The 15226-nt window shown below is 66.4% G+C and carries 13 protein-coding genes and 1 other annotated feature; of the genes, 6 read left to right on the plus strand and 7 right to left on the minus strand.

The features are described 5' to 3' along the window. From B4A72_RS11725 to coaBC, 3 genes are all read right to left on the minus strand, one after another. Positions 1 to 936: SufD family Fe-S cluster assembly protein (locus tag B4A72_RS11725; RefSeq protein ID WP_292978667.1), on the minus strand; the 936-nt coding region annotated here is incomplete at its 3' end. Positions 937 to 967: 31 nt separating this feature from the next. After that, complete coding sequence (locus tag B4A72_RS11730; RefSeq protein ID WP_292950850.1) at positions 968 to 2008, minus strand: cysteine desulfurase family protein; 1041 nt, start codon at positions 2006 to 2008, stop codon at positions 968 to 970. Further along, positions 2005 to 3237 (minus strand): bifunctional phosphopantothenoylcysteine decarboxylase/phosphopantothenate--cysteine ligase CoaBC, encoded by a 1233-nt coding sequence (coaBC, locus tag B4A72_RS11735; protein WP_292978679.1) that lies wholly within the window; start codon positions 3235 to 3237, stop codon positions 2005 to 2007. The genes B4A72_RS11730 and coaBC overlap by 4 nt, the downstream gene beginning before the upstream one ends. Positions 3238 to 3361: 124 nt before the next feature. Between coaBC and B4A72_RS11740 the strand changes: the two genes are divergently transcribed. Next, positions 3362 to 4876 (plus strand): YifB family Mg chelatase-like AAA ATPase, encoded by a 1515-nt coding sequence (locus B4A72_RS11740; protein ID WP_292950848.1) that lies wholly within the window; start codon positions 3362 to 3364, stop codon positions 4874 to 4876. Here the strand turns inward: B4A72_RS11740 and gshB are convergent. From gshB to rsmI, 3 genes are all read right to left on the minus strand, one after another. Then, positions 4846 to 5883: a glutathione synthase gene (gene gshB, locus B4A72_RS11745; RefSeq protein ID WP_292950846.1), complete on the minus strand. Its 1038-nt coding sequence runs from the start codon at positions 5881 to 5883 to the stop codon at positions 4846 to 4848. The two genes, B4A72_RS11740 and gshB, sit on opposite strands and share 31 nt — an antisense overlap. 58 nt (positions 5884 to 5941) lie before the next feature. Further along, positions 5942 to 6256, minus strand: coding sequence for a YraN family protein (locus B4A72_RS11750; RefSeq protein ID WP_349678626.1), 315 nt, complete (start codon positions 6254 to 6256; stop codon positions 5942 to 5944). Positions 6257 to 6357: 101 nt separating this feature from the next. Beyond that, positions 6358 to 7284, minus strand: a complete 927-nt coding sequence (gene rsmI, locus B4A72_RS11755; RefSeq protein ID WP_292950842.1) for a 16S rRNA (cytidine(1402)-2'-O)-methyltransferase — start codon at positions 7282 to 7284, stop codon at positions 6358 to 6360. Between the two features lie 109 nt (positions 7285 to 7393). Here rsmI and B4A72_RS11760 point away from each other — a divergent pair, with 109 nt between their 5' ends. From B4A72_RS11760 to murJ, 3 genes are read left to right on the plus strand one after another with little or no spacing between them, the layout of a single operon-like run. Further along, positions 7394 to 8608 carry a penicillin-binding protein activator gene (locus tag B4A72_RS11760; RefSeq protein WP_414692119.1) on the plus strand — a complete coding sequence of 405 codons (1215 nt, stop codon included), beginning with the start codon at positions 7394 to 7396 and terminating at the stop codon, positions 8606 to 8608. Continuing rightward, complete coding sequence (locus tag B4A72_RS11765; RefSeq protein ID WP_414692120.1) at positions 8608 to 11394, plus strand: [protein-PII] uridylyltransferase; 2787 nt, start codon at positions 8608 to 8610, stop codon at positions 11392 to 11394. The genes B4A72_RS11760 and B4A72_RS11765 overlap by 1 nt, the downstream gene beginning before the upstream one ends. A gap of 3 nt (positions 11395 to 11397) precedes the next feature. Continuing rightward, positions 11398 to 12930 carry a murein biosynthesis integral membrane protein MurJ gene (gene murJ, locus B4A72_RS11770; protein WP_292950828.1) on the plus strand — a complete coding sequence of 511 codons (1533 nt, stop codon included), beginning with the start codon at positions 11398 to 11400 and terminating at the stop codon, positions 12928 to 12930. 45 nt (positions 12931 to 12975) lie between these two features. Here the strand turns inward: murJ and B4A72_RS11775 are convergent, their stop codons facing one another. Then, complete coding sequence (locus tag B4A72_RS11775) at positions 12976 to 13677, minus strand: rhomboid family intramembrane serine protease (protein ID WP_292950826.1); 702 nt, start codon at positions 13675 to 13677, stop codon at positions 12976 to 12978. A gap of 75 nt (positions 13678 to 13752) precedes the next feature. Between B4A72_RS11775 and trpS the strand changes: the two genes are divergently transcribed. Continuing rightward, positions 13753 to 14787 carry a tryptophan--tRNA ligase gene (trpS, locus tag B4A72_RS11780; RefSeq protein WP_292950824.1) on the plus strand — a complete coding sequence of 345 codons (1035 nt, stop codon included), beginning with the start codon at positions 13753 to 13755 and terminating at the stop codon, positions 14785 to 14787. 97 nt (positions 14788 to 14884) lie between these two features. Beyond that, positions 14885 to 14940: a sequence feature (sul1 is cis-regulatory element that is thought to sense ions involved in sulfur or methionine metabolism; They are found in Alphaproteobacteria), on the plus strand. 67 nt (positions 14941 to 15007) lie between these two features. Continuing rightward, a partial coding sequence (locus tag B4A72_RS11785; protein ID WP_292978669.1) for a SulP family inorganic anion transporter occupies positions 15008 to 15226 on the plus strand: 219 nt, incomplete at its 3' end.

Below are 15226 nucleotides of genomic sequence, written 5' to 3' on the forward strand. Positions count from 1 at the left end.
GACGAAGTTGTAGATGCCGCCCTTCCCATCCTCGTCGCCGGGAAACCAGTTCTGGACCGTTGAATACTTGACCTCGGCATCCTCCAGGACGACGATTTCGACAACCGCCGCGTGAAGCTGGCTGGTGTCGCGCTTGGGCGCGGTGCAGCCTTCGAGATAGCTGACGTAAGATCCCTTGTCCGCGATGATCAGCGTCCGTTCGAATTGACCGGTATTCTCGGCGTTGATGCGGAAATAGGTCGACAATTCCATCGGGCAGCGCACGCCCGGTGGAACATAGACGAAGCTGCCGTCCGAAAAGACCGCACTGTTCAGCGTCGCGAAGAAATTGTCCGATTGCGGCACGACGGAGCCGAGATATTTCTTCACCAGCTCGGGATGCTCGCGGATCGCCTCGCTGATGGAACAGAAGATCACGCCGGCCTTGGCCAGTTCGTCCTTGAAGGTGGTGCCGACGCTGACACTGTCGAAGACCGCGTCCACAGCGACCTTGCGGCCCTCGGCAGGCACCGCCTCGGCACCCTCGACGCCGGCCAGAATCATCTGTTCCTTCAGCGGGATACCCAGCTTTTCATAGGTCGCCAGCAGCTTGGGATCGACCTCGTCCAGCGATTTCGGCTTCACCTCCATGCTCTTGGGGCGGGCATAGTAATACTGATCCTGATACTCGATATGGGGATAGTTCAGCATTGCCCAGCGGGGTTCCGACATGGTCTGCCAGCGGCGAAACGCCTCCAGCCGCCACTCGGTCATCCATTCGGGCTCGCCGTTCTTGTCCGAAATCAGACGGACGATATCCTCGTTCACCCCCTTGGGGGCGTAATCCATCTCGATCTCGGTGTTCCAGCCGTATTTGTAGCTGCCCATGTTCTGGACAGTCTCGACCGTTTCGCGGTCCACACCCTCGCGGACGTCAAGATCGGTGGTCTGGTTCATCCTCTATCCTTCCTGCGGCCAAGCGTTTCACTCAGCCATTCCGTTCGCGCCAGCGTGAATACGCCTTTTCCCAAGCATCCGCAAATCGGTTCACCTGATCCTCGACCAAAGCCGGACTGATGGAAATCCGGATCGCCGATTGCGCCGCCTTGTCGTCGTAACCCATGGCCTGCAAGGCCCCGCTGGCCCGGACCTTGCCCGACGAACAGGCCGAGCCCGCCGAGATCGCGAAGCCTGCCAGATCCATCTGCATGACCTGCGTTTCGCCCTTCCACCCAGATGTAAGAATGCAGGTCGTGTTCGGCAACCGTCGCGCGCCTTTTCCGGCGATACGGGCCCGGGGCGCGATCTGCAGCAGCCGCGTCTCCAGCGCGTCGCGCAACGCGGCCACACGGTCCCATTCGCCCGCAGCCAGATCCTTCTGCGCCGCCGCCGCCGCCGCGGCGAATCCGGCGATGCCGATCAGGTTCTCGGTGCCCGCCCGGCGTCCCTGTTCCTGCCCGCCGCCGCGAATCATCGCCTGGACATCGGTGCCCTTCTTCACGATCAGCGCGCCGACGCCCTTCGGCCCGCCCAGCTTGTGCGCGCTGACAAAGCCTGCGGTGACACCCAACCAGTTGAACGCAAAAGGCACCTTTCCGAACGCCTGGGTCAGATCGCTGCTGGCCAGCCCGTCGGGCAGCGACTGGATCACGCCGGTTTCGTTATTGGCCAGTTGCAGACTGGCCCGCGCGGGGTCGGGAACGGTCACGACGCCTTCGCCATCGACCGCCAGCACCGGATCGCACCAGACCTTGACCGCGCTGTGTTCCACCGCCGCGCAGGCGATCCCCTGCCCGGCCAGGACCATCGCCGCCGCCTCGGTCGCCCCCGAGGTAAAGACCACATCCGCCCCTTCGGCCCCCAGGGCCGCCGCCACCTGTTCGCGCGCCTTTTCCAGCGCCATCTTCGCGGCCCGGCCCTCGGCATGGACCGAGGACGGGTTGCCCGAAATCTCCATCGCCTCGCGCATCGCGGCGATCGCCTCGCCGCGCAGCGGAGTGGTCGCGTTCCAGTCCAGGTAATCCCTCATGCAAGCGCCTCGGCGATCCGCCGCGCCAGCCTGCGCGCAACTTCGTCCTTGCCCAGACGGGGCCATTCCTCGGCGCCCGTCTCGTCGATCAGCGTGACCGCGTTCTCGGTCCCCCCCATGATCCCGGTGCCATCGCTGACATCGTTCGCAACGATCCAGTCGCAGCCCTTGCGCAGCCTCTTGGCGGTGGCATGGGCCACGATGTCATCCGTCTCGGCGGCAAAGCCCACGACCAGTTTCGGACGCCGCCCGTCCAGCCCGCTGACCCAGGCCAGGATATCGGGATTCTCGGCCAGATCCAGGGTCGGAGGACGCCCGGATCCGTCCTTCTTCATCTTTCGCGGGACGGCATTGACCACCCGCCAATCGGCCACCGCCGCGGCCATCACGGCGGCATCGGCGGGCAAGGCCGCCTCGACCGCGTCGCGCATCTCGCGCGCGGTCTCGATTCGGATCACATCAACCCCGGCGGGCGCCGGCACCGCCGCCGGTCCGGTCACGAAGCTGACCCGCGCGCCCTGATCGCGCAGCGCCCCGGCAATCGCCGCCCCCTGCGCCCCCGACGAGCGATTGGCGATATAGCGCACCGGGTCGATGGGTTCATGCGTCGGCCCCGAGGTCACGATCACATGCCGCCCCGCCAGCACGCCCCTGGCGACCTGGGCCTGCGGTTCCAGCAGCAGCGGTCCGGTATCCAGCCTGGCCCGGATCGCGGCCATGATCGCCTCGGGCTCGGCCATCCGTCCCGGGCCGTGTTCGCCGCAGGCCATGTCGCCCTCATCGGGCCCGATCACCGCCACGCCATCCGCGCGCAAGACTGCCAGGTTGCGCTGAGTCGCGGGATGATTCCACATCCGCACGTTCATCGCGGGCGCGACCAGCACCCCCTTGTCGGATGCCAGCAGCAGCGTCGAGGCCAGATCGTCGGCCAGCCCCTGGGCCATCTTCGCCATCAGATCCGCCGTCGCGGGCGCGACGACGACCAGGTCGGCGTCACGGGTCAGCCGGATATGCCCGATCTCGGCCTCCTTGGCGATGTCGAACAGGCCGTCATGAACCGCCTCTCCCGCCAGGACCGAAATCGTCATCGCCGTGGTGAATTCTGCACCCGCGCGGGTCAGGACCGGGCTGACGGTCCAGCCCTCGCCCCGGATCAGCCGGATCAGCTGCGGGATCTTGTAGGCCGCGATGCCGCCGCCGATGATCAGAAGGATGCGTTTGCCGGTCATCTCGCCCTCGCAGGTTCGCTGGAACAGATAGACCCGGCGCGGGCCTGCCGCAAGGAAAGCGCCGCTGTTAACCAATCCTTAATCGACACCGCGTTAACCCTTGCCGGCAAGCGCAGGGGGAAACATGGTCGCGATCGCCTATTCGGTCGCCTTCGAAGGCGTCGAGGCACGTCTGGTCGAGGTGCAATGTTCGGTCGCGGCCGGTCTTCCGGGCTTTGGCATCGTGGGCCTGCCCGACAAGGCGGTCAGCGAGGCGCGCGAACGGGTCAAGGCGGCCTTCGGCGCGCTTTCGATCGCACTTCCGAACCGCCGGCTGACGGTGAACCTGTCGCCCGCCGACCTGCCGAAGGAAGGATCGCACTTCGACCTGCCCATCGCGCTGGCGGTGCTGGCGGCGCTGGAAATCGTCCCGAAAGAGGAACTGGCCCGCTGCGTTGCCCTGGGCGAACTGGCGCTGGACGGGCGTCTCGTGCCGGTCGCGGGCGCCCTGCCCGCCGCCATGGCCGCGGCCGAGGACGACCGCGCCCTGATCTGTCCTCGCGATTGCGGCGCCGAGGCGGCCTGGGTCGAGGCCGTGCCGGTCCTCGCCCCCGGCAATCTGCGCGAGGTGGTCGATCACCTGACCGACCGCGCGCCGCTGGCGCGCGCCCGGCCCGGCCTGATCGAGGCCAGCCCCGCGACCAACTGCCTGTCCGAGGTCAAGGGCCAGGAACGGGCCAAGCGGGCGCTGGAAATCGCCGCCGCCGGCCGCCATCACCTGCTGATGGTCGGCCCTCCCGGCGCGGGCAAATCCATGCTGGCCGCCCGCCTGCCCGGTATCATGCCGCCGCTGTCCCCGGCCGAGGCGCTGGAAACCTCGATGATCCATTCGCTGGCGGGCATTCTGGACAATGGCGGCATCCTGCGCCATCCGCCCTTCTGCGAACCGCATCACACGGCCTCGATGCCCGCGATTGTCGGCGGCGGCCGCAGCGCGAAGCCCGGCCAGATCAGCCTTGCCCATAACGGCGTGCTGTTCATGGACGAATTTCCGGAATTTCCACGACCGGTCCTGGAAACCCTGCGCCAGCCGATCGAGACCGGCGAGATCGTCGTTGCCCGCGCCAACGCCCATGTCCGCTATCCCTGCCGTTTCCTGCTGGTCGCGGCCGCCAATCCCTGCCGCTGCGGCTATCTGGCCGATGCCGCCCGCGCCTGTGCGCGGGTGCCGAATTGCGGCGCCGATTATCTGGGAAAAATCTCCGGCCCGCTGATGGACCGTTTCGATCTGCGCCTCGAGGTTCCGGCCGTCAGCTTCCTGGATCTTGAACTGCCCCCGACCGGAGACAGATCGACCGACATTGCTGCCCGCGTGGCCGCCGCACGTCAAATCCAGGCGCGTCGATTTCAGAATCACGAGAAATTGCGTGTGAATGCAGATGCCTCCGGCGCGATCCTCGACCAGATCGCGACGCCGGACGAGGAAGGCCGCGCCCTGATCGTCAAGGCATCCGAAAAACTGGGCCTGACCGCGCGCGGCTATCACCGCATCCTGCGCACCGCCCGCACCATCGCCGACCTCGACGGGTCGGCGGATATCCGGACTCCGCATCTGGCCGAGGCGATCAGCTATCGCCTGCCCTTTGTCGCGGGCGGCTGAGCCCCCACGCTCTTTCCAGATACCTTCGGGGGTGAGGCGCGGACGCCCCCTGCCACGGCCTCAGCGTTCCGCCAGCGCCGCTCGATCGCGACCCAGATCGCCTCGGCGGCATTGATTCCGTCGAACCGTTCCAGTTCCTGAATGCCGGTGGGCGAAGTCACGTTGATCTCGGTCAGCCAACCGTCGATCACGTCGATGCCGGTGAAGATCAGCCCCTTTTCGCGCAGGATCGGACCGATCCTCTTGCAGATCTCGCGTTCCCGCGCGGTCAGACCAATCTTTTCGGCGCGCCCTCCGACATGCATGTTCGACCGCGCCTCACCTTCCTGCGGAACGCGGTTGATCGCGCCCACAGGTTCGCCATCGACCAGGATGATGCGCTTGTCGCCCCGGCTGACGGCGGCAAGATATTTCTGCGCGATCATCGGTTCACGGTTGATGCCGGCGAAGGTTTCCAGCAATGCGGACAGGTTGGGATCGCCCGGTTTCAGATGAAACACCCCGGCGCCGCCATTGCCGTAAAGCGGCTTGACGATGATCTCGCCGTGGCGTGCCCGGAACGCGCGGAAGGCCGCGAGGTCACGCGCGATCATGGTCGGCGGCGTCAGATCGGGAAAATCCAGAACCATCAGCTTTTCGGGGCAATTCCGCACCCAGAACGGGTCGTTCACGACCAATGTGCCGGGATGCACCCGGTCCAGCAGATGCGTCGACGTCACATAAGCCATGTCGAAAGGCGGATCCTGGCGCAGCCAGACCACGTCGAAATCGCGCAGATCCACCTCGTCCCAATCGCCGAATGTCACGTGCTCGCCCTGTTTCCTGCGCAGGCTGACGGGCCGGCCCCGTGCGATCACGCGACCCTCGTCATAGCGCAGCTGGTCGACGGTATACTGAAACAGCCGATGCCCGCGCGCCTGCGCCTCCAGCCCGATCCGGAAGGTGCTGTCGGCATCGACCGAGACATGCTGAACCGGATCCATCTGCAACGCGACATAAAGGCTCATCGGCATCCCCTGACCTTGCTTGCCCGCTTGTCGCGCGGCGACCGGGCGGATGCAAGTCTCAGGCGAAGCAGTCGCCGAAGGCGTTTTCAAGGATCGCGACCCGGCCCTGACCATCGACCAGGGCAACATCGAAACGCATCTCGGTCAGTTGCCCAAGGGGCAGCCTTTCGCAATAGTCACAGGCCGCCCGGCAGATGCGGCCCTGCTGCCCCGCGCCCAGCCGCGATGCCGCCTCCTCATGGGTGGCAGCCTGCTTGACCTCGACGAAGATCACGCAGTCGCCGTCGCGGCAGATCAGATCGATCTCGCCCGCCGCCCCGCGCCAGCGCTCCGCCAGGATTTCAAATCCCTTCGCGCGCAGTCTGCGCGCCACCGCCTGTTCCGCCATGGCACCCGACAGACAGGCCCGGCGCCCGCGTTCGCGCCGTGGGCCGGGCCTTGATGGCTGCGCAAAGGCCAGCCCCATATCCAGCATCATTCCCCTTTAGCGCCCAGAGCCAGCGCAAACTGATACACATCCCGCCGCGGCATTCCCAATTCCTCGGCCACCTCGCGCGCGGCATCCTTCACACTCATTCGGCTCAGCCTCTGCAACAGGGCCGCGCGCAGATCGTCTTCGCCGGCCTCGCGCATTGTTGGCCTGTCCAGCAGCATGACCACCTCTCCCTTCAGCCCGTCCAGCCGCGGATCGACCGCCAGATCCTCCGCCCGGCCCCGGATCACCTCTTCGAACTTCTTGGTCAGTTCCCTTGCCACCACTGTAACCCGATTCGCGTCAATCTCGCACAATTCTGCCAATGTTTGCTTAACGCGCCTGGGGCTTTCGAACAGGATCAGCGTGGCATCCACGCCGGCCCATTGCCGCAGCCAGGCGGCGCGCGCGGCCTTGGCATGGGGCGGAAAGCCCGCGAACAGGAACCGGTCGCTGGGCAGGCCCGACAGGCTCAGCGCAACCAGCGGCGCCGAGGGGCCGGGGATCGCATGGACCCGCGCGCCTGCTTCGGCGGCCTCGCGCGCCAGACGGTAGCCCGGATCCGCCACCAGCGGCGTGCCCGCATCCGAGGCATAGGCGACGCTTTGGCCCCGGGCCAGTGCCGCCATCAGCGCGGGGCGGGCCTTTTCGGCATTGTGGTCGTGATAGGACAGCACCCGGCGGCCGCGCAGCGGAATGCCGTGAATCGCCATCAGATGCCGCATTACCCGCGTGTCCTCGGCGGCCAGCAGATCGGCCGAATTCAACACGTCCAGCGCGCGCAAGGTGATGTCGCGCGCCGTCCCGATGGGGGTGGCGACCAGATACAGACCCGCCTGCAGCGCCGATGCCTCGATCCGCGCGGCCAGTGGGCGCGCGGGCTCGATCTCGCGGCCTTTCACGCCGTCTCCGCCTGACCCGGTGGCCATGACATTTCCCCCTCTGCTGACGCGGTCGGGCTGATTGCCAAGCGATCCGGTTGGACCTAGGCTGCCCGCAACTCGTCGCGACGACAAACACAAAGCAGGGAGGTTCCACATGTTTGCATCCGCCACAACCCGGCCCGCCACCGGACTGCGCCGCCTGTTCACAGCCGGAGCCGCGATGCTGTCGGCCCTTGTCCTTGCCGCCTGCGAGCCGACCGGAGGCCGTGACAACGATGTCGCGACCGGCCCCGCCATCGGGCCGCTGATCGAACCGGGACAGCCCGTGCGCGTCGCCCTTCTGACACCTGCCGGCAGCGGATCGGACAATCTGGAATGGCTGTCGCGAAGCCTGAAGAACGCGGCGCGCATGGCCGCATCGGACGCGCAGGGTGCGGCCATCGACCTGCGCGTCTATGACACCGGGGGCAGCACCGAACGGGCCGTCCAGCAGGCCAATGCCGCCGCCGATGCCGGCGCCCAGATCATCGTCGGCCCGCTGTTCGCCGAGGCCGCCAACGCCGTCGGCAACGCCATGCGCGATCGCAACATCAACGTGCTGTCCTTCTCGAACAATGCGGAAATCGCCGGCGGCAACGTCTTCATTCTGGGCAACAGTTTCGCCAATGTTGCCGACCGGCTGGTCGGCTATGGCGTCCGTCAGGGCAAGCGCAACATCTATGTCGTGGCCGAAGATGACGTCGCGGGCCAGCTTGGCGGCCGCGCCATCGAGACCGCCATCGCCCGCAACGGTGCGCGCCTCGCGGGGCGCACCAACCACCCCGTCTCGGTCAGCGGCATCGACGCGGTGATCCCGCAGATCGCCGCCGCGGCGCAGTCGGGGCGGGTGGAGGCGGTCTTCATGACCGCCAACAATCAGGCCGTGCTGCCCTATCTGACGGAAAAACTGGCCGCCTCGGGCATCCGTTCGCCGGTCACGCAAATGATGGGCCTGACCCGCTGGGACCAGCCGCCGTCGCGCGTCGGCCTGCCGCAGCTTCAGAACGGCTGGTTCGCGATCCCCGATCAGGGCCTGAAGACGCAATTCGACGCACGTTATCGTGCCGCCTATGGCGAGGCGCCGCACGAACTGGCCGGTCTTGGCTATGACGGCGTGGCCGCCATTGCCTCGCTGGTCCGCACGGGCAGGCGCAATGCGCTGACCACGACCGGACTGACACAGCGTTCGGGATTTTCCGGCGTCGGCGGCGTCTTCCGCCTGCGCGGCAACGGCACCTCGCAACGCGCGCTTGCCGTGGCGACGCTGCGCGGCAATCAGGTGGTGATCCTCGATCCCGCACCGCGCGGCTTCGGCGGATACGGGTTCTGATCTTGGCCGCCGCCGCGACCGGCCCGATCGTGCAAAGCGCCCCCGCCCTGCCCGGGGCGCATGCGGTTTTCGACCCCGACGCCTTTCTGCCCGACCTGCACAGGGCGCTGGACGGGATCGGCGAGCCGCGCCGGATCCGGGCGGTCACGGTCGATCTTCTCGCCGGTGCCCGCGCCGCCGCCATGGCCGATATCGAGGCCGGATTCGCCAGCCATCCCCGCGCCGCCCGCGAAACCGTGCGCGCCATCGCCAGCCTGACGGATGGCATCGTCACCATCGTGCACCACATCGCCACCGGCTATCTGCACCCGGTCCGCAACGCATCGGAGGGCGAGCGTCTGGCCGTTCTGGCCGTCGGCGGCTACGGGCGGGCCGAGATGGCGCCGTTCTCGGATGTCGATCTGCTGTTCCTGACGCCCTACAAGATCACCGCCTGGGCCGAAAGCGTGGTCGAATCCATGCTTTACATGTTGTGGGATCTGAAGCTGAAGATCGGGCATTCGATCCGCAGCGTGGACGATTGCCTGCGCCTCGGCGCCGCCGACATGACGATCCGCACCTCCCTGGTCGAACATCGTCTCGTCACCGGCCACGCGCCGCTGGCCGAGGAATTGCGTCAGCGGCTGTGGTCGGATCTGTTCGCGAAATCGGTTCCCGAATTCGTCGAGGCCAAGCTGGAGGAACGCGCCCAACGCCATCAGCGGCAGGGTGGGCAGCGCTATGTCCTGGAACCCAATGTCAAGGAGGGCAAGGGCGGCCTGCGCGATCTGCAAACGCTTTACTGGATCGCGAAATACATCCACCGCGTCGATCGCGCCGTGGAACTGGTCGATCTGGGTGTCTTCACCCGCGAAGAGCACCTGTCCTTCTGGCAGGCCGAGGATTTTCTCTGGGCCGCGCGCTGCCATCTGCATCTGATCGCGGGACGCCCCGTTGACATGCTGTCCTTCGACATGCAGGTCGAGGTGGCGCGACGCATGGGATATCACGACACCCAGGCCCGGCGCGGAGTCGAATATTTCATGCAGGATTACTTCCGCCACGCCACCCGCGTCGGCGAACTGACCCGCGTCTTCCTGACCGAACTTGAATCCCGCCATGTGCGCAGCGCGCCGATCCTGGGCCGCATCTTCCGCCGCCGGCGCAAGCTGAAGGCGGGCTTCGTCGATCAGCTTGGCCGTCTGGCCATCCAGGACGAGGCGGGCTTTCTCGCCGATCCGCTCAACATCCTGCGTCTCTTCGAAGAGGCGTTGCGCACCGGCATCCTGATCCACCCCGATGCGATGCGCCTGATCGCCGCCAACCTGGACCGGATCGACGACAGGATGCGCCAGGATCCCGAGGCGATCCGACTGTTCATGGAATTGCTGATCCGCCACGGCAATCCCGAACGCGCGCTGCGCCGCATGAACGAGCTGGGCGTGCTGGCAGCCTTCATTCCGGAATTCGAGCCGGTGGTGGCGATGATGCAGTTCAACCACTATCATCACTACACCGTTGACGAACATTCGATCCAATGCGTCGCCGCCCTGGCCGAGATCGAGCGCGGCGAACATCCCGAAGACCTGCCGCTGTCCCACGCGATCATGGATTCGGGCATCAACCGCCGCGTCCTGTATCTGGCGACGCTGCTGCACGACATCGGCAAGGGCCGCCCCGAGGATCACTCGATCCTGGGCGCCCGCCTCGCCCGCCGCGTGGCCAGCCGCTTCGGCTTTTCCCAGGACGATATCGACAATGTCGAATGGCTGGTGCGCAATCACCTGCTGATGTCGGACGTGGCGCAGAAACGCGATATTTCCGACCCCCGCACGTTGCGCGATTTTGCCAAGGCGGTGAAGACACGCCGGCGGCTGGACATGTTGCTGGTGCTGACCGTCTGCGACATTCGCGGCGTCGGGCCGGGCGTCTGGAACAACTGGAAGGCGGTATTGCTGCGCAAGCTGCATACCGAAACCGCCACGGCGCTGGATAACGGCCTGGAAGAACTGAACCGTGACAAGCGCCAGAACGAGGCCAAGCGATCCCTGCGCCACCTGCTGATCGCCAAGGGCTGGGAGGCCCGCGCGATCCGGGCCGAGATCGCGCGCCACTACGACAATTACTGGCCCGGCCTGCCCTCCGAGACGCAGGCGGTCTTTGCGGAATTGCTGAGCGGCATAGACGCGGACGAGATCAGGACCGACCTGCGCGCCGATCATGACCGCGACGCCACCCGCGCGGCCTTTGTTCTGGCCGATCATCCAGGCATCTTCTCGCGGCTCTGCGGGGCGCTGACGCTGATGGGCGCCAATGTCGTGGACGCGCGCACCTATACCACCCGCGACGGCTATGCGACCGCGGTGTTCTGGGTGCAGGATGCCGATGGCCATCCCTTTGCCGAGGATCGCCTGCCGCGCCTGCGCCAGACAATCCTGCGCACGCTGGGCGGAGAGATCGTGGCGCGCGAGGCCTTCGCCGAACGCGACAAGCCCAAGAAGCGCAACCGCGAATTCCGGTTCCCGACCCATATCACCTTCGACAACGAAGGCAGCGACATCTATACCATCGTCGAGGTCGATACCCGCGACCGTCCCGGCCTGCTCTATGACCTGACCCGGACGCTGGCCTCCAACCACATCCAGATCGTCAGCGCCGTGATCGCGACCTATGGCGCGCAGGTCGTGGACAGTTTCTACGTCAAGGACATGTTCGGCCTGAAACTGCACGGCGATGGCAAACGCCTTGCGCTCGAGAAGAAACTGCGCAAGGCCATCGCCGACGGGACAAGACGGGCAGAGGCATAGATCATGAAATCCGGTTTGGTGCGCGGATTCCTGTCGGTGGGAATCTGGACCTTCGTCTCGCGCGTCTCGGGCTTCGTGCGCGACATCCTGATGGCGGCGTGGCTGGGCACCGGGCCCGTGGCCGAGGCTTTCCTGATCGCGCTGTCGTTGCCCAACATGTTCCGCCGCTTCTTCGCGGAGGGCGCGTTCAACACCGCCTTCGTGCCGATCTTTTCCAAGAAGCTCGACAATCGCCGCGACGCGCTGCGCTTCGCCTCCGAGGCGTTTTCAGGCCTGTTCGTGACCGTGCTGATCCTTTCGGCTGTGGCAATGATCTTCATGCCGGTGCTGGTCTGGCTGATGGCTTCGGGCTTTCAGGGCGACGAACGTTTTGCGCTGGCCGTTGAATACGGCAGGATAACTTTCCCCTATATCCTGCTGATTTCCATGGCGTCCATGGTTTCGGGCGTGCTGAACGCCAATGGCCGCTTCACCGCCGCGGCGGCAGCCCCCGTGCTGCTGAACCTGCTTTTCATCGCGGCGATGGGTCTGGGGCGCTGGCGCGGCTGGGATCTGGGGCTGACGCTGGCCTGGGCCACGCCGGTCACCGGCATCTCGCAACTGGCGCTGGTCTGGTGGGACGCGCATCGCACCGGCTGGACCTTTCTGCCCCGCCGGCCGCGCCTTTCGCCCGACATGCGCCGCCTGCTGGCCGTGGCGCTGCCGGCCGCCTTCGCAGGGGGCGTCGTGCAACTGAACCTGCTGATCGGTCGGCAGGTCGGCTCGCGCTTTGACGGCGCGATCGGCTGGCTGTCCTATTCCGACCGCCTCTATCAACTGCCCCTGGGCGTCGTCGGCGCCGCCGTCGCCGTCGTCCTGCTGCCCGAACTGGCCCGGCGCCTGCGGGCCGGCGACCACGCCGGCGGCCAGTCCGCCTACAGCCGGGCCACCGAATTCGGCCTGTTCCTGACCCTGCCTGCCGCCTTCGCGATCGCCGTCATCGCCCAGCCGATGGTGGCGGCCCTGTTCGAGCGTGGCCAGTTCACCGCATTCGACACCGCGCAGACCGCGAAGGCGCTGGTCGTCTATGCGCTCGGCCTGCCTGCCTTCGTGCTGCAGAAAATCCTGCAACCGCTGTATTTCGCGCGCGAGGATACCCGCACGCCTTTCCGCTTCGCGCTGTGGTCGATGGTGGTGAACGCCGCCGTCGCCTTTGGCCTGATGCAGCCGCTGGGCTTCATCGCGGCGGCGCTTGGCACCACCGTTGCAGCCTGGGTCATGGTTGCGCAGCTCTGGTGGGGCACCCGCGCGATGGGACAGGCCGCCCGCGCCGATGCCCGCCTGCGCCGGACCGCGCCCCGGATCGTGCTGGCCTCTGCGCTGATGGCGATGGCCCTCTGGCTGATCCGCGACTGGCTGGCCGCGTCCGGGATGGCGCGCATTCCCGGCCTCGCCATTCTCGTCTTCGGCGGCGCCGCGATCTATTTCTCGCTGGCCTTCCTCACCCGCGCCTACCGCCTCGGCGATCTCGGGACCGCCGTCAGACGCGGCCGCTGATCTGTCGCGATCCCGCCGCGGCCTTTCGGGGCGGCCGCCCGGATGCTATCGCTGGCGGATCTGCCGGATGGCTCGCGCAACGCCGCCATCGACCAGCAGAAAGCTGAGACCGAAGCCAACGGCGAAACCCGCGATCTCGGCGATCCAGCCATAGCCCGTGCCGCCGAAGACCATCCCGAAGACCAGCTGGAACAGCAGCAGCATCCCGATCAGCGTGAAGGCACGCATCCGGTTCGCATTGGCCGCGGCCAGCCGCGCCCACAGCAGGAAGGTGAAGGCCCCGACCAGCCCGTAGACCGCCGGATAGCCCCCGATCAGCGGCACCGCGCGCCCCGGCAGCGCGGCCATCGCCACGGTATAGACCAGCGCGCCGCCCGCCGCCGATCCGAAGAACAGCATGATCAGGGCCGTGGGCCTGAACTGACGCGCCACCAGGTTGCCAAGCGCCAGCGTGAAGGCCAGCACGAACAGCGACTGCGTGAAAGAGGCATTGACGAAGGAATAGCTGAACAGCCGGTAGATCTGGGCCCAGTCGATCGCGCCCATATCCCACATCCGCTGCACCATCTCGGGCGCATAGGCCGAAAGCTGCATTCCCGCCAGCCGCAATCCCACGCCCTGCGCCCCGCCGATCAGCCCGATCCGGCCCAGCCCGAAAACGGCCTCGCTGGCGATGATGGGCAGCGCCAGCAGCCAGACCGCCATCGGCAGCGGATTCAGCGGCGATTCGGTCAGTCCCTCGCGCATCGGATTTCCTTCTCGGTTGCTCTTGTCGCGGCCAACAGCTAAGCCAGCGCCACGGAAAATCCAAGCAGGCCAGACATGAGCGATCCGATCAATCCGGGCTTTACGCCGCGCATCTTCTCGGGCATCCAGCCCTCGGGCGGGCTGACGCTGGGAAACTATCTGGGCGCGCTGAAACGCTTTGCCGCCCTGCAGGGACAGGGCGCCGAGACGGTCTATTGCATCGTCGACCTGCACGCGATCACCGTCTGGCAGGATCCGCAAATGCTGCGCGCCCGCATCCGCGAGGCCGCCGCCGCTTTCATGGCATCGGGCGTCGATCCCGCGCAATCGATCCTGTTCAATCAGAGCCAGGTCAGCGCCCATGCCGAAATGGCATGGCTTTTCAACACAGTGGCTCGCGTCGGCTGGATGTATCGGATGACCCAGTTCAAGGACAAGGCAGGCAAGAACAGCGAAAACGCCAGCCTCGGACTGCTGGCCTATCCGGCTTTGATGGCGGCCGATATCCTGACCTATCAGGCAACCGCCGTGCCGGTCGGCGAGGATCAGAAGCAGCATCTGGAACTGACCCGCGACATCGCCGCCAAGTTCAACCATGATTACGGCGTCGGTCATTTTCCGATCACCGAACCGCTGATCGAGGGGGTGGCGACCCGTGTCATGTCGCTGCGTGACGGGTCCAGAAAGATGTCGAAATCCGACCCCTCGGATGCCAGCCGGATCAACCTGACCGACGATGCCGACACCATCGCCCAGAAGATCCGCAAGGCCCGCACCGATGCCGACCCGCTGCCGGGCGCCATCGACGGGCTGAAGGACCGCCCCGAGGCGCGCAATCTGGTCAACATCTATGCCGCGCTGGCCGATGAGACCCCCGATCAGGTTCTGGCCCGCTTCGAGGGCCAGGGCTTTGGCGCATTCAAGCCGGCGCTGGCCGACATCGCGGTCTCGGCCCTGTCCCCGATCACCGCGAAGATGACCGAATACATGGACGACCCGGCCGAAATCGACCGCATCCTTGGGGATGGCGCGCTGCGCGCGGACACGGTCGCGACCCCGATCCTCGAGAAGACCAAGCAGATCATGGGCCTGCTGCGCAGCCGGCCCTGAAGACGGTCCGGGACCGGGAAACCGGCCACATTCCCCGTGCAATTTCGGATCACGGGGTTGCGATCCGGGAGGGATTGCGCCTATCACGCGCTCATCGCATGGACCCGGCGCAATTCCGGGTGGCTCTTCCGGCCGCTGATCCGCCGGACAACATGAACCGACAGACAGGATCGCGCCGAGGCCGGTTCGGGGGACCGGCCCGGTCATGGACAGATATTTCATGTTCTCATTCGATACCTACAAACGCCAGTGGACCGGCAATGTCCGCGCCGACCTGCTTTCGGGTCTGGTCGTCGCGCTGGCCCTGATCCCCGAGGCGATCGCCTTCTCGATCATCGCGGGCGTGGATCCCAAGGTCGGGCTCTATGCCAGCTTCTCGATCGCGGTGATCACCGCAATCGCGGGCGGGCGGCCCGGCATGATCTCGGCGGCAACGGCG

The organism is Paracoccus sp. UBA5162 (genome assembly GCF_002413585.1).
GTDB lineage: Bacteria > Pseudomonadota > Alphaproteobacteria > Rhodobacterales > Rhodobacteraceae > Paracoccus.

Coding starts and splice junctions, on each gene's coding strand:
- B4A72_RS11775 (WP_292950826.1), bottom strand. CDS start 13,677: ATGCGCGAGGGACTGACCGAATCGCCGCTGAATCCGCTGCCGATGGCG.
- rsmI (WP_292950842.1), bottom strand. CDS start 7,284: ATGGCCACCGGGTCAGGCGGAGACGGCGTGAAAGGCCGCGAGATCGAG.
- gshB (WP_292950846.1), bottom strand. CDS start 5,883: ATGAGCCTTTATGTCGCGTTGCAGATGGATCCGGTTCAGCATGTCTCG.
- B4A72_RS11730 (WP_292950850.1), bottom strand. CDS start 2,008: ATGAGGGATTACCTGGACTGGAACGCGACCACTCCGCTGCGCGGCGAG.
- B4A72_RS11740 (WP_292950848.1), top strand. CDS start 3,362: ATGGTCGCGATCGCCTATTCGGTCGCCTTCGAAGGCGTCGAGGCACGT.
- trpS (WP_292950824.1), top strand. CDS start 13,753: ATGAGCGATCCGATCAATCCGGGCTTTACGCCGCGCATCTTCTCGGGC.
- B4A72_RS11760 (WP_414692119.1), top strand. CDS start 7,394: ATGTTTGCATCCGCCACAACCCGGCCCGCCACCGGACTGCGCCGCCTG.
- coaBC (WP_292978679.1), bottom strand. CDS start 3,237: ATGACCGGCAAACGCATCCTTCTGATCATCGGCGGCGGCATCGCGGCC.
- murJ (WP_292950828.1), top strand. CDS start 11,398: ATGAAATCCGGTTTGGTGCGCGGATTCCTGTCGGTGGGAATCTGGACC.